Source organism: Teichococcus rhizosphaerae, assembly GCF_002631185.1.
Lineage (GTDB): Bacteria > Pseudomonadota > Alphaproteobacteria > Acetobacterales > Acetobacteraceae > Pseudoroseomonas > Pseudoroseomonas rhizosphaerae.
Genome location: NZ_PDNU01000007.1, coordinates 79,969 through 93,363, shown reverse-complemented (window position 1 = coordinate 93,363; position 13,395 = coordinate 79,969). Strand labels below are relative to the sequence as shown.

10 protein-coding genes and 1 tRNA gene are annotated in these 13,395 nt (G+C 72.8%); 5 read left to right on the top strand and 6 right to left on the bottom strand.

Going from position 1 to position 13,395, the window contains the following annotated elements; genetic code table 11:
* Positions 1–597: 597 nt before the first annotated feature.
* On the bottom strand, positions 598–1,812 hold the full coding sequence (locus CR162_RS06715; RefSeq protein ID WP_176559751.1) for an MFS transporter: 1,215 nt from the start codon (positions 1,810–1,812) through the stop codon (positions 598–600).
* A 227-nt stretch (positions 1,813–2,039) separates the two neighbouring features.
* On the opposite strand from CR162_RS06715, the gene CR162_RS06710 reads away from it, so the two are divergent.
* The gene (locus CR162_RS06710; RefSeq protein WP_099094763.1) at positions 2,040–3,098 is read left to right on the top strand and encodes a Bug family tripartite tricarboxylate transporter substrate binding protein; all 1,059 of its coding nucleotides are present in this window, start codon (positions 2,040–2,042) and stop codon (positions 3,096–3,098) included.
* Between the two features lie 52 nt (positions 3,099–3,150).
* Here CR162_RS06710 and CR162_RS06705 read toward each other — a convergent pair whose 3' ends face one another.
* Together CR162_RS06705 and CR162_RS06700 are read right to left on the bottom strand one after the other, a co-directional pair.
* Positions 3,151–4,374: an ABC transporter substrate-binding protein gene (locus CR162_RS06705; protein WP_099094762.1), complete on the bottom strand. Its 1,224-nt coding sequence runs from the start codon at positions 4,372–4,374 to the stop codon at positions 3,151–3,153.
* 76 nt (positions 4,375–4,450) lie between these two features.
* Entirely contained in the window at positions 4,451–5,350 is a 900-nt protein-coding gene (locus CR162_RS06700; RefSeq protein WP_099094761.1) for an NAD(P)-dependent oxidoreductase, read from the bottom strand.
* 218 nt (positions 5,351–5,568) lie between these two features.
* Here CR162_RS06700 and CR162_RS06695 point away from each other — a divergent pair, with 218 nt between their 5' ends.
* On the top strand, positions 5,569–7,191 hold the full coding sequence (locus tag CR162_RS06695) for an ABC-F family ATP-binding cassette domain-containing protein (protein WP_099094760.1): 1,623 nt from the start codon (positions 5,569–5,571) through the stop codon (positions 7,189–7,191).
* Between the two features lie 33 nt (positions 7,192–7,224).
* On the opposite strand, the gene CR162_RS06690 is transcribed toward CR162_RS06695, so the two are convergent.
* Entirely contained in the window at positions 7,225–8,844 is a 1,620-nt protein-coding gene (locus tag CR162_RS06690) for an FAD-dependent oxidoreductase (RefSeq protein ID WP_099094759.1), read from the bottom strand.
* A gap of 153 nt (positions 8,845–8,997) precedes the next feature.
* Here CR162_RS06690 and CR162_RS06685 point away from each other — a divergent pair, with 153 nt between their 5' ends.
* Positions 8,998–9,471 (top strand): YbaK/EbsC family protein, encoded by a 474-nt coding sequence (locus CR162_RS06685; protein ID WP_099094758.1) that lies wholly within the window; start codon positions 8,998–9,000, stop codon positions 9,469–9,471.
* A gap of 65 nt (positions 9,472–9,536) precedes the next feature.
* Here CR162_RS06685 and CR162_RS06680 read toward each other — a convergent pair whose 3' ends face one another.
* Positions 9,537–10,217 (bottom strand): alpha/beta fold hydrolase, encoded by a 681-nt coding sequence (locus CR162_RS06680; protein WP_245870171.1) that lies wholly within the window; start codon positions 10,215–10,217, stop codon positions 9,537–9,539.
* Between the two features lie 337 nt (positions 10,218–10,554).
* Here CR162_RS06680 and CR162_RS06675 point away from each other — a divergent pair, with 337 nt between their 5' ends.
* Both CR162_RS06675 and CR162_RS06670 read left to right on the top strand, forming a co-directional pair.
* Positions 10,555–11,469: an NAD(P)-dependent oxidoreductase gene (locus CR162_RS06675; RefSeq protein WP_099094757.1), complete on the top strand. Its 915-nt coding sequence runs from the start codon at positions 10,555–10,557 to the stop codon at positions 11,467–11,469.
* Positions 11,470–11,522: 53 nt separating this feature from the next.
* Positions 11,523–11,605: transfer RNA gene (locus tag CR162_RS06670), tRNA-Leu, on the top strand.
* A 496-nt stretch (positions 11,606–12,101) separates the two neighbouring features.
* On the opposite strand, the gene CR162_RS06665 is transcribed toward CR162_RS06670, so the two are convergent.
* Positions 12,102–13,394: an aldehyde dehydrogenase family protein gene (locus CR162_RS06665; RefSeq protein WP_099094756.1), complete on the bottom strand. Its 1,293-nt coding sequence runs from the start codon at positions 13,392–13,394 to the stop codon at positions 12,102–12,104.
* Position 13,395 lies beyond the last annotated feature (1 nt).

The following is a 13,395-nucleotide window of genomic DNA, read 5'->3' as shown; positions in this document are numbered from 1 at the left end:
GCGATAATGCCCCCGTCAGGCTCTCGGCCGTGACACCCTGCCCGGGCAGCCCACCCCGCCGAAGATCATCGCGCTCCTACACCACGCGATGGGACACGACCCGAACCACCGCGGTGACCGCCTCAGATCCAGCGGTCAGATCCTACACCACGCCCTGAGACGCGACCCCCGCCACACCATTCCTTCCTGCAAACGCGCTCCCTCCTTGGGTAAGCGGCGCCCGGAGCCGCAGACGGCGCCTTTCCTCGCCCGCCCTGGGAACCGGTCCGTTCAGCCCCGAGGTTCGAAGCAAAGAGGAAGAAGCCGAATTTCGCCTTTGGCCGGGGAGCGGAACGTCGGCTTGCGGTTCGCCGGCCACCTTGCCTGGGCGTTCAGGCCTGTTCGGTGACCGCTTTCCCTTTCCATGAGCGCTGTGGACCGAAGCCCACCGCAGGCCGGAAGGCAGGCCGTGAACCCGCCCTGTCGCCGGTGGCCGGCCTTGCCGCCAGGCTGGCGCGGAAGTCTCCATGAGGATCGGTTCTCCGTACAGGATGGCCCTCCCGGAACGCGGCATGGCGAGGCCGGCACGGGGAAGGGGCGCAGGGAAGGGGCGCAGGCTCAACCCGCCTGGCGCGGCGCCTTCAGGAAAAGGCAGACCGCGCCGAGGCAGGCCAGCTGGGCCGCCATGAGGTGGAAGGCCAACGCATAGCCGCCGCTCCAGCCCACCAGAAGGGTGAACAGCAGCGGCCCGCAGATCGAGCCCACGAAGCCGAACAGGCTGGAGGCGGAGGTGACGCTGCTGACCAGTGGCAGCGGCGCCACCCGCGCCAGCTCCGCCATGTGCACGCCGTTCCAGCCGATGGCCGTGAAGCCCACCAGCGCGGCGCAGCCATGCAGCACCCAGCCGCCCTGCCCCCCGGCCGCCACCAGCAGCGCCACCGCCAGGGCGGAGGCGATGGCCTGCAGGCCGAGATGGCGCAGGGCGTGCCCCATGCGGTCGGCCAGCCAGCCCAGGGCGATCCGCCCCACCATGCTGGCCGCCTGCATCACCGCCATGACCTGCCCGGCCTCGGCCAGGGAGGCGCCGTGGCGGGTGAACACATAGGTGGCGGTGAAGGCCGTCAGGCAGGCCTGCAGCACGGAGAAGGACGCGCCGATCGCCGTCAGCATGGGCAGGGAGGGATGCGCGCGCAGGGCGCTGACGCAGCGCATCATCGCGGCGGGCTGGACCAGGGCGCGGCCCCATCCCGGATGGCCCGCCGCGTCCCGCTCCCCGTCCAGCCTCCGGCGAAAGGGCTGGACGAGAAGGGTGGTCACCAGCAGGAGCGCGATCAGGGCCGCCAGCGTCGCCGGAACGCCGTGGCGCACCACCAGCGGCGCCACGGCCAGTCCGGCCAGCGCGCCGCCCAGGGGGACCCCGGCCTGCTTGATGGAGAAGATCAGGGTGCGGTGCGCGGGCGGCGCCGAGCGGATCAGGATCTGGCTTCCCGCCGGCGTGTTGGGGCCGATGCCGAAGCCCACGGCGAGCGCCCCGGCAAGCGCCAGCACGCCGAGCGGCACCGACAGGACGGCAAGCCCAAGCGCCGTGCAGAGCAGCCCGATCTGCAGCGTCCGGACGGGGCCGTGATGGTCGAGCATCGGCCCGCCACAGGCCAGGAACCAGCAGATGCCCGCGGAGGACATGGCGGAGACGAGACCGATGCTTTCCGGCGGCAGGCCTGCCTGCGCCATCAGCGGCGGGCCGATGATCGGGACGGAGATGCTGGCGAAGGAGCTGACGGTCTGGACCAGCAGGGTTCCAGCGAGCGCGCTGGCCCACAAGGGTGCTCTCAAGGTTCGTATCCGCCCTTCCTTGCCCGGCTGCGGTGGCTCCGGCCGCCGCGCCCCGGGTTCCGGTGATAGCACCGGGGGCACATACGGCAATGCCGGGAGCGCGGCCGTTCCCGGCAGGGCGGCGCCCACCGCCCTCCTGGCCGTGAGGCCCGCGAAGGGCCTTTTTTCCTGGTCCGGAATGATGCACTCATTCCGGCACACCTCGCAGCAAGCGGAGGAAATCCGGGATGAAGCGTCGCGCGTTCCTTGCCACCGGCCTCGCCACGGGCCTCGCCCTGGCGCCCCCCGCCGCGCATGCCCAAGGCGCATCCGCCCAAGGCGCATCCGCCCAAGGCGCATCCGCCCAGGGCGCGCCCGGCCAGGGCGCCCTCCTCCAGGGCGGCGCGCCGGCCTGGCCCGAGCGGGCCGTCACCATTCTCGAAGGCTACCCGCCCGGCGGCGTGACCGACCTCGCCTCCCGCGCCGTGGCCGAGCGCATGACGCGCGAGCTCGGCGTGCCCGTGGTGGTGGAGAACCGCCCCGGCGGCGCCACCTCGGTCGCCGCCACCGCGGCGGCGCGGGCCCGGCCGGACGGCTACACGCTGGTGATGGGGACCACGACGCTGGCCATCAACCAGACGCTCCAGCCCGGCCTCACGCCGCGCGACCCGGCGCGGGAGCTGGACCCGATCGGGATGGTGTTCCGCACGCCGTTCATCCTGCATGTCCATCCCTCCATCCCGGCGCGCGACGTGGCGGAGCTGATCGCCTATGCGAAGGCCAATCCGGGCCGGCTGCTCTTCGCCTCGCCCGGCACGGGGGCGGTCAGCCATCTCTGCCTGGAGCTGTTCAAGGCCCGCACCGGGATCGATGTCGTGCACGTCCCGTATCGCGGCGGCGCCCCAGCGGCGCTCGACCTGCGGCAGGGCCGCGTGCACGCGATGTTCCAGGTGCCGCAGGAAGCGGGCGCGACGCTGCGGGACGGCGCGACGCGCGGCCTGGCGGTGACGGCCGCCGCGCCGCTGCCCGACCATCCCGGCCTGCCGCCGATCGGCCGGACGCTGCCGGGCTTCGAGGTGTTCTTCTGGCAGGGCCTGTTCGGCCCGGCGGGCCTGCCCGGCGCGGTGGTGGAGCGCGCCGCGGCGGCGCTGGGCGCCGCGACGCGCGACCCCGACATCCGGGCGCGGCTCGCGGAGCAGGGCGTCGAACTCGTGCATGGCGACGCCGCCATGCTGCGGCAGGCGCTGGCCGCCGACACGGAGCGCTGGGGCGGGCTGATCCGCGAGGCCAACATCCGGCTGGAATGACCGCCTGCCGCCGCGCCTCCCCCGCTGGGGCGGAGGAGGCGCGGCCCCGCCCTCAGCCGCGCAGCAGCGGGCAGGCGCTCTGCGCCGCCGGCTTGACCGTGTCCGCGGGCGCCATGGTGGAGACCAGCTTGCAGTAATCCCACTCGCCCCGGCTTTCCGCCGGCGTCTTCACCTGCAGCAGGTAGGCCGGCAGCACCGCCCGGCCATCGGCGCGGATCGAGCCTGCGCCGAAGGCGTCGTCCTCCGTCGGCATCGTCTTCATCTGCGCCACCACGGCGGCGCCGCTTTCCTTGGCCCGCGCCACGCCGAGCGCGGCGACGGCCTTCAGGTAATGCAGCGTTGTGGCGTAGCAGCCGGCATGCACCATGCCGGGATAGGCGCCGCCCATGGCGGGCAGCACGCGCCTGGTGAAGGCGCGGGTCCGCTCGTTGGTGTCCCAGTAGAAGCTGTTGGTGAAGAGGAGCTGCTGCATGGTCTGCAGCCCCGCCGCGCGGATGTCGTTCAGGAACATCACCAGCGCGGCCATCTTCATCGTGCGCGTGATGCCGAATTCCTGCGCCTGCTTGATGCAGTTGGGCAGGTCGTTGCCGCCGAGCGCGAGGCCGATCACCTCCGCGCCGCTGCCGCGCGCGGCGAGCAGGGTCGCGGAGAAGTCCCCCGTGCCCAGCGGCACGCGCGAGCCGCCCACCACCGAGCCGCCCGCCTCCTGCACGAAGGCGGTGGTCTCGGCCTGGAGCGAATGGCCGAAGGCGTTGTCGGTGGCGATGAAGTACCATTTGCGGCCGCCGCCCTTCACCGTCTCGGCCGCCACGGCCTTGGACAGCATGTAGCCGTCATAGGTCCAGTTGACGGTGTTGGGCGTGCAGAGCGCGTTGGTGAACTCGGTGGCGGTGACCGCGACGCCGAGGCAGGCCTTGTCCTTGTCGCGCGAGATGGTGGCCACGGCGAGGCCGACCGCCGAGTTCGGCCCGGCGATCAGCATGTCGACGCCCTGCTGGTCGAACCAGCGCCGCGCCAGGCTGGCGCCGATATCCGCCTTGTTCTGGTGGTCGCCGAAGACGACCTCGACATTCGTGCCGCCGAGATGCGGCGCCATCTCGGCCACGGCCTGCCGTGCGCAGGCCACGCCGGGCGGGCCCAGCAGATCGGTGTAGATGCCGGAGAAGTCGGCCAGCACGCCGATCCGGATGGTGGGAGCCTGCGCGATGGCGGGCGTGGCCAGGACGGCCGCGAGGCCCGCGCTGGCCTGGAGCAATGCGCGACGCGATGTGGACATGGACGTTTCCCCGTTCGTTGTGCGGCCCGTCATCTGCGCGACGGTGCCTGCCGGTTCCCCGACCCTGGAATGCGCCTTACGCCTGCCGCAGCCGCGGCTTCTCGATGCCGGCGACGTCGCACAGCGCGTCGGCCATGGCCGAGAAGTCGCGCCCGCCGAAGCCGCGCGCGCGCGCCGTGCTGAAGGCCTCGCGCGCGGCGGCGGCCATCGGCATCGGCACCTTCGCGGCGTTGGCCGCCTCGACGATCAGCGTCAGGTCCTTGTGCGCGAGGTCGATGGTGAAGCCGGGGTCGGTGTCGCCCTTCAGCACCTTGGTGGGCCAGGCGATCTTGAGCTGCCCGTTCACCGCCGTGGTGCCGTAGAGCACCTCCAGCGTCGTCTCCAGCGTGAGCCCGAAGCGCTGCGAGAGCGCCAGCGCCTCGGCGTTCATCTGGCAGGAGGCGACGGCGAGGAAGTTGTTCACCAGCTTGGTGCGGGTGCCGCTGCCCACCGGGCCGCAATGGTGGATGGTGCTGCCCATCGCCTCCAGCAGCGGCCGCACCGTCTCGAAATGCTCCGGCGCCGCGCCCACCATGAACAGGGACTCGCCCCGGTCCGCGTGGCTGGCCAGCCGCCCCACCGGCGCGTCCACGAAGCCGATGCCGCGCGCCTCCGCCTGCCGCGCCAGCCGGTCGGTGGTCTCGGGGTCGATGGTGCTCATGTCCAGCACGACCGAGCCCGGCCTCGCATGGGCCAGCACCCCCTCGGCGCCGCCCACCACCTGCTCCACGATGGCGGAGTTGGGCAGCATGGTGACGATCACCTGCCCGGCCGCCGCCGCCTCGGCCACCGTCCCGGCCCCGCGCGCCTGCAGCAGCTCCAGCTCGGCCACGGCCTCCGGGTTGATGTCGTTGACGGTCAGCCGGAATCCCTTGCGGCAGAGGTTCGACGCCATGGGGCGCCCCATGCGGCCCAGCCCGATGAAGCCAACATCCATGCCGTTGTCCTTCCCTGTTTGTCGTTCCTCCCGCGATTCGGGCGCGGGGTCGCCCTGGCACTGTCCTGCGGCCGGCGGTGGCGTACAAGGTGCGCTGTCGGAACGAGGGCGGCCCGCCATTGGCCGGAAGGTGCCCGGCCGCGCCGGACATGGCATAAGCGCGTCCGAACCGATCCTTCGAACCGGTCCTTCCGCACCGCTCCCCCCTTCAGGTACCCATGATTCGCCTAGACAACATCAGCAAGCAGAACGGCCGGCAGCTTCTTTTCATCGAGGCCTCGGCGGCGCTCCAGAAGGGCGAGAAGATCGGCCTCGTCGGCCCCAACGGCGCGGGCAAGACCACCCTGTTCCGCATGATCACCGGGCAGGAGCCGCCCGATGAGGGGCTGGTGCTGGTCGAGCGCGGCGTCAGCATCGGCTTCTTCAGCCAGGATGTGGGCGAGATGTCCGGCCGCAGCGCCGTGGCCGAGGTGATGAACGGCGCGGGCGACGTCAGCACCGTGGCCGCGGAGCTCGCGGCGCTGGAGGCGGCGCTCGCGGACCCGGAGCAGATGGACGCGCTGGACGCCAATGTCGAGCGCTTCGGCGAGGTGCAGGCGCGCTTCGAGAGCCTGGGCGGCTACGCGCTGGAAGGCCAGGCGCGCGAGGTGCTGGCCGGCCTCAGCTTCAGCGAGGCCATGATGGATGGCGATGTGGGCGCCCTTTCGGGCGGCTGGAAGATGCGCGTGGCCCTGGCCCGCATCCTGCTGATGCGCCCCGACGTCATGCTGCTCGACGAGCCGAGCAACCACCTCGACCTCGAGAGCCTGATCTGGCTGGAGCGGTTCCTGGCCGGCTACGAGGGCGCGCTGCTGATGACCTCGCACGACCGCGCCTTCATGAACCGCATCGTCAACAAGGTGATCGAGATCGATGGCGGCGCGCTGACCTCCTATTCCGGCGACTACGAGTTCTACGAGCAGCAGCGCGCCATGGCCGAGCGCCAGCAGCAGGCGCAGTTCGAGCGCCAGCAGGCGATGCTGGCCAAGGAGATCAAGTTCATCGAGCGCTTCAAGGCGCGCGCCTCGCACGCGGCGCAGGTGCAGAGCCGCGTCAAGAAGCTGGACAAGATCGAGCGCGTCGAGCCGCCGAAGCGCCGCCAGGCGGTGGCCTTCGACTTCCTGCCCGCGCCGCGCTCGGGCGAGGACGTCGTCAACCTCCGCGGCGTGCACAAGCGCTACGGGAACAAGGTGATCTATGAGGGGCTGGACTTCCTGGTGCGCCGCCGCGAGCGCTGCTGCGTGCTCGGCACCAACGGCGCCGGCAAGTCCACGCTGCTGAAGCTGGTCGCCGGCGCGACGGCGCCGGACGAGGGCACGGTGGCGCTCGGCGGCAGCGTGCGGATGGCCTATTTCGCGCAGCACGCCATGGAGCTGCTGGATGGCGACCGCACCGTGTTCCAGTCGCTGGAGGACGCCTTCCCGCAGGCGTCGCAGGGCTCGCTGCGGTCGCTCGCCGGCTGCTTCGGCTTCTCGGGCGACGAGGTGGAGAAGAAGTGCCGCGTGCTCTCGGGCGGCGAGAAGGCGCGGCTGGTGATGGCGCGCATGCTCTACGACCCGCCGAACTTCCTGGTGCTGGACGAGCCCACCAACCATCTCGACATGGCGACCAAGGAGATGCTCATCGCGGCGCTCGCGCAGTATGAGGGCACCATGCTGTTCGTCTCGCATGACCGGCACTTCCTGGCCGCCCTGTCCAACCGCGTGCTGGAGCTGACGCCCGAGGGCGTCCACCAGTATGGCGGCGGCTACACGGAATACGTGGCGCGCACCGGGCAGGAGGCGCCCGGCCTGCGGCACTGAGCCCGGCCGCGCCGCAGGCGCCGGCGCCGGCCCTCAGCCCGCGTTGCGCCGCGCCAGGCGCTGGCCGGCGATGAAGCCCCAGGTCATGTTCGGCCCGATCGTCGTGCCGGTGCCGACATTGCGCGTGCCGATGGGGTTGGCCATGGCCAGGCCGGCTGCGAACAGGCCGGGAATGACGCTGCCATCCGGCCGCAGCACCTCGGCATGCTCGTTGGTGCGCGCGCCGCCCTTGGTGCCGAGGATGGAGCGGCTGAACGGCATGGCCAGGAAGGGGGCGCGGGTGAGGGGCCTGATGCCCGCCCGCCGCCGCTTGTCGCCCGCCGAGGCGGCGTCGGCCCGCGCCGGCCGGCCGAAATCCTCGTCCCGCCCTTCCGTGGCGAAGGCGTTGAAGCGGGCGACGCTCGCCTCCAGCGCCGCGGCCGGCACGCCGATTTGCGCGGCGAGGCCGGCGATGCTTGCCGACCGGCGCAGCCAGCCCGGATCGGCCCTGGCCGCCCAGCGCACCGGCGGCACTTCCTCCAGCATCCGCGCATCGGTGATGACCCAGGCCGGCAGGTGGAGAGGCCCACCATCCGCCGGGTCGCGCCGGTCCAGCACCTCGCCGATGTTGAAGGTCAGCTCGTTGACGAAGCGGACGCCGTGGCGGTTGACCAGCATGGCATAGGGCTCGGTGTGGAAAGGCACCGGCTGGGCCAGCAGGCGCCCCTCGTAGCGCACGGGCACGGAAGGGGTGATGGTCGCCTGGTCCATCCGCGCCAGCGCCGCGCCGGCGGCCCCGGCCATGCGCTGGCCGTCCCCCTCATGCGCGCCGGGGCTGCCGCGATAGTCGAGCGGGCCGGGGAAGTGCCGCGCCATCAGCCCCGCATCCCATTCGAAGCCGCCGGTGGCGATCACCACGCCCGCCCGCGCGGCCCACATCTCCCGCCGGCCGCCCCGCTCCACCGCCGCGCCGGTCACGGCGCCCATCCCGTCCAGCGTCAGCTCCACGGCGCGGGCATCGAGCACCACCCGCACCCCGGCATCCAGGCAGCCGCGCAGCAGGCCGGTCACCAGCGCCGTGCCCTTGCCGCGCGTGTTGGTCAGCAGCCGCCAGAGCAGCCGGGGCCAGAGCTCCAGCGCGGTGCGGTAGGGCTTGTGGTAGAGATCCGTCGTCACCGCCTCGTGGTAGGTGAAGATCTCGGGGATGGTGGAGCGGCGGATGCGGAAGGCGAAGCGCCCCGCCCGCCAGCGGCTGAGCGGCAGGGGCGACATCATCCGCCCGCGCGGCTTGGCGCCCGGCAGGGCGCGCAGCGGGTCGGGCTCCGGCGTCAGGGCGAAGCGCAGCGGCGTGTGCGTCTCGACGAAGCGCAGCATCTCCGGCGCGGCCTGGACGAAGGCCCGCCACAGCGGCTCCTCCGTCTCCGCCCAGCCCTCGGGTGCAGCCGCACGGATATAGGCGAGCGCCTCCTCCGGGCTGTCCCCGATGCCGGCGGCGGCGGCGTGGTGGCTGGCGGGGATCCAGGTGCCGGCGCCGGACATGGCCGTGGTGCCGCCCAGCCGCCCGGTCTTTTCCAGCACGGTGACGGAAAGGCCGCGCCGCGCGGCGGTGAGCGCCGCCACCAGCCCCGCCGATCCCGAGCCCAGCACCAGCACGTCCGTCGCGTGTTCGCCCATGAATCCCGCCACCGCCCATGACCCGGCACGTCTCTTGGCACCGGACGCGCCCGCGCGCCAGCCGGGCGGGCCGCCCTGCTTGACGCCGGCCCGCGCCGGGCGGAGGAGGAGGGCGCCCCCCGGCCGGACCGGGGCGGGGGGAGGAGATGCGCCATGAGCGTGAAGGCCACCCGCGCCGCCGAGGCCGCCGGGTTGCGCGCCCGCCTGCTGGAATACGACTACGACCCCTTGGCCGAGGCGATCGGGCTGCACGCCGCGGCCTCGCTCGGCCTTTCGCCGGCCTGCGTGTTCAAGACGCTGGTGGCGGTGCTGGAGACGGGCGAGCTGGTCTGCGCCGCCATCCCCTCCGATGCGCGGCTGAGCCTGAAGGCGCTGGCCGCCGCGCTTGGCGCCAAGCGCGCCGAGATGGCCGAGCCCGCCCGCGCCGAGCGCGCCACCGGCTATGTGGTGGGCGGCATCAGCCCGCTCGGCCAGAAGCGCCGGCTGCGCGTGGTGTTCGACGCCAGCGCCCTGGAGCATCCGGAGATCGTGGTGAATGGCGGCCGGCGCGGGCTGCAGCTGGCCTGCGCGCCCGCCGCGCTGATCGCCGCGCTGGGGGCGGGAACGGCGCCGCTGCTGGCGGGGTAGGGCCGGCCCCGCCTTCTTCCGGCCCCGCCTTCTTCCAGCCCCGCCTTCTTCCGACCCGGCCCGGCTCAGTAGACGATGAAGCCCTTGATCGCGTCGAGCAGGGCCTGCGGCTCGTCGGCGCGGATGGAGTGGCTGCTGCGCTCGAAGATCCGCAGGTCGGAGCCCGGGATCAGCCGGTGGATCTCCTCCGAGAACTCGGGCGGGCAGATCCAGTCATGCCGCCCGGCGAGGATCAGCGTCTTGGCCGTGACGCGGGAAAGCTCCGGCCGCAGGTCGTAGCCCTCGCGCAGGAAGCCGCCCGGGCGGAAGGCCCGGTTCAGCGCCAGCGGCTCGTGCCGGGTGCGGCCGCGCCCGGCGGCGGCCGCCTTCTCGTCATGGCTGCGGGAATAGAGCGGGCCCATCACGGCGTAATATTGCTTGAGGTCGTCCTCGGTGTTCAGCGTGCCGTCCCACAGGCGCTGGCACATGTCCTGCTGCTCCGGCGTGCCGCGCTCGGCCACGATCTCCTGCGCGCGCCGCACGAAGCCCGAATGCGCGGCGGTGACGATCAGCACCAGGTGCGAGACGCTCTCCGGATAGCGCGCCGCATGCGCCATGGACACCATGCCGCCATAGCTGGTGCCGATGGAGACGACGGGGCCGAGGCCGAGATGCTGCCGCAGCGCCTCCAGGTCCTCGACATTCTGGTCCAGCGTGTAGGTTTCCGGGTCGCCCGGCGGAGCGGCCCTGGCCGCGATGGTCCACATAGACGAGCTGCATCCGCTCGGCGAGCGGCGAGAAGGCGGGCTTGAAGCCGGTATGGTCGCCGCCCGGGCCGCCATGCAGGATGAAGGCCACGGGCCGCTCGCGCATCTCCGCGCCATCGGGCACCAGGCCCATGCCCTCCACGTCGAAATAGATGCTGGTGCCGCGAATCCGCGCGAACATGGCGCTCTCCCCCTGCGTCAGGCGGGCGAGGCTGGCACGCCGCGGGGGTGCGGTGAACCCGCCCCGCCATCCTCCGCCCCGCCTGGCCGGCGCCGCGCCACCCTGGACGCGCCTCCAGGGGCCGCTACCATGCGCGCGGAGCAGAGGAGAACGTTCGTGCGCGCCATTTTCGTGGATGCCGGTGAGGCCCTGGGCCAGGTGATGCGGCGCCTGCGCCGCGACGGCGACATGCCCGTGACGGTCAACGTCCAGCCCGACGTGACGCCGGCCGAGCTGCCTGGCCTGGTGGCGGGGCATGAGATCGTCATCATCGACCACACCGCGCTGCCCACCGCCATCGCGAGGCAGATCCCGTCGCTGAGGCATGTGGTGTTCCTCGGCACCGGCGCGCGCAGCTACATGAACCCGGAGGAGCTGCAGGCCGAGTGCGGCATCGAGGTCCACATCATCAAGGGCTATGGCGACACGGCGGTGGCGGAGATGGCCTTCACCCTGATGTGGATCGCCGCCAAGGGTATCGCCCGCATGGACCGCGAGATGCGCGCCGGCAACTGGGTGCGCACCGACGGCGTGGAGCTGACCGGCAAGACGGTGGGCCTGCTGGGCTTTGGCGGCATCGCCGCCGAGATGGCGCGGCTGTGCCGCGGCGCCGGCATGAAGGTGCTGGCCTGGAACCGCAGCCCGAAGGCGGCCGAGGGCGTGGAGTTCGTCGAACTCGACCGGCTGCTGGCGGAAAGCGACGTGCTCTCGGTCCACCTGCTGCTGAACGACGAGACGCGCGGCTTCCTGTCCGCCGCGCGGCTGGCGCAGCTGAAGCCCTCCGCCATCCTGGTGAACACGGCGCGCGGCGCGGTGGTCGACGAGGAGGCGATGGTCGCGGCGCTGCGCGAGGGCCGTCTCGCCCATGCGGCGCTCGACGTGTTCAACATCGAGCCGCTGCCTGCCGGGCATGTGCTGACCACGCTGCCGAACGTGACGCTGTCCGCCCATTCGGCCTTCCGCACGCCGGGAGCCAGCGACAACCTCATCGAGGCCTCGCTGAACCATTGCCGCCGCATCGCGGCGGGCTGAGGGGAAGAAGGTCTTTCGCCAACTCCGCCGCTGTGGCAGGAAGCCGCGGCGGCGCGGGCGTGGCGGAATGGTAGACGCATAGGCCTTAAAAGCCTCCGTCCTCAGGGATGTACGGGTTCGAGTCCCGTCGCCCGCATCCGCTGCCGGCGAGCCCTGGAAAAAGTTCGGGGGCGCGGCTCGGGGCCGCGCCGCCCGGACCAGCGCCCGTCCCGAGGGGGAGGGCCGCTGCGTGGCGTTGGCCGCTTACTCCGCCGAGCTGATGCGCGGCAGGCCCGCGGGCCAGTTCAGGTCCATCAGGGACCGGGCATACAGTCCACCCCCGACGAGGGCGGCAACGACAGTGACAAAGAGGAATTCGGACATGGGTAGACCCCTGATCCTTTGAAACAGGCCGCGATGCTGCGGCTGCGAAAGGAAATATAGGGAGGATTGCCTCGCTTCAGCCCTGCGCTTTTCGCGGGTGCAGCATCAGGCGACGCATGGCTTTTCTGCCATGTGAGGCACACGGGTCTCTTGCATCCCACCCCGCTCCGCCATGCTTACGGCCGGCATCCTGAACGGGGCATCCGGAGGAAGCACGGGGAAGGGAAAAGCGGCGCCGGCCATGAAGACGCGAGGGCCGGGATGTCCGTTCAGCGCAGCAACCGCCGCGCCAGCCTGCGCACCCGCTCGCTGCGCGGCGGGTCGAACAGGCGCGCCAGGGCGAAGGGGCCGTGCCGCACCCGCGCGCGCAGGTCGCTGAAGCTCTCGAACCCCGCCCGCCCGTGATAGCGCCCAAAGCCCGAGGCGCCGACGCCGCCGAAGGGCAGGGCGGGAAAGGCCGCGTGCTCCACGCAGCGCTCCTCCACCAGCGCGCCGGCGCGCGTGCCGGCGGCGACAAGCGCGGCCTCCGCCCGGCTGGCGCCGAACAGGTAGAGCGCCAGCGGCGCCGGCCGCGCCCGCACCCAGGCGATGGCCGCCTCCAGCCCCGGCACGGCGCGCACCGCCAGGGTGGGGCCGAACAGCTCCTCCGCGCCCTCGTCCGCCACCAGCACCATGCCGCCGGGCAGCGCCTCGCCGCCCGCCGCCAGCGCCGCCTGCCGGGCGCGCTGCGCCGGGGCCACGGCGGTTTCCACCGGCATGGCGGCGGCGCGGCAGGCGGCGGCGAAATCCTCCGCCCGGTGCCCCACCAGCAGCACCGTGTCGGGCGCCACGCAGGTCTGGCCGGCATTCACCGCCTTGCCGGCCAGGATGGCCCGCGCCGCCCGCGCCAGGTCGGCGCCCGGCAGCACCAGGGCGGGGCACTTGCCGCCCAATTCCAGCGTCAGCGGCGTCAGGTGCTCGGCGGCGGCGCGCATCACCGCGCGGCCGGTGGCGGTGCCGCCGGTGAACACCAGATGGTCCCAGGGCTGCGCGGCGAAGTCGGCGGCCACCCGCGCATCGCCCTGCACCACCCGGGCCATGCGCGGCCCGAGCGCGGCCTCCACCACCTCGGCCAGCAGGGCGGCGGTGCGGGGCGTGTGCTCGCTCGGCTTCAGCACCACGCGGTTGCCGGCGGCGATCGCCTCCGCCAGCGGCCAGAGCCCGAGCTGGATGGGGTAGTTCCAGGGCGCCATCACCCCCACCACGCCCTTCGGCACCGGCTCCACCCAGGCCAGCACCGGCTGGAAGGGGAAGGGCGCCAGCACCGGGCGCGGCCGCGCCCACCACCACAGCCAGCGCCGCGCCCGCCGTGCCGCCTGCGCCACCAGCAGCACATCGGCGATCAGCGTCTCCACGGAGGAGCGGCCGCCATAATCGGCATCGGCGGCGGCGGCGAAGTCCTCCGCCCGGCGCAGCACCTCGCGCGCCAGGGCGGCCAGCAGGGCGCGGCGCTCCCGCAGCGTGGGGCGGTGGCGGGTCTCGGCCCGCAGGGCGGCCAGGGCGGTGGCGGGGGTGTCCGTCATG

What these genes read in the sequence shown, in the direction of transcription:
- CR162_RS06705 (WP_099094762.1), bottom strand. Translation starts at nt 4,374, where the DNA reads ATGTCCACATCGCGTCGCGCATTGCTCCAGGCCAGCGCGGGCCTCGCG.
- CR162_RS06690 (WP_099094759.1), bottom strand. Translation starts at nt 8,844, where the DNA reads ATGGGCGAACACGCGACGGACGTGCTGGTGCTGGGCTCGGGATCGGCG.
- CR162_RS06665 (WP_099094756.1), bottom strand. Translation starts at nt 13,394, where the DNA reads ATGACGGACACCCCCGCCACCGCCCTGGCCGCCCTGCGGGCCGAGACC.
- CR162_RS06710 (WP_099094763.1), top strand. Translation starts at nt 2,040, where the DNA reads ATGAAGCGTCGCGCGTTCCTTGCCACCGGCCTCGCCACGGGCCTCGCC.
- CR162_RS06680 (WP_245870171.1), bottom strand. Translation starts at nt 10,217, where the DNA reads ATGTGGACCATCGCGGCCAGGGCCGCTCCGCCGGGCGACCCGGAAACC.
- CR162_RS06685 (WP_099094758.1), top strand. Translation starts at nt 8,998, where the DNA reads ATGAGCGTGAAGGCCACCCGCGCCGCCGAGGCCGCCGGGTTGCGCGCC.
- CR162_RS06700 (WP_099094761.1), bottom strand. Translation starts at nt 5,350, where the DNA reads ATGGATGTTGGCTTCATCGGGCTGGGCCGCATGGGGCGCCCCATGGCG.
- CR162_RS06695 (WP_099094760.1), top strand. Translation starts at nt 5,569, where the DNA reads ATGATTCGCCTAGACAACATCAGCAAGCAGAACGGCCGGCAGCTTCTT.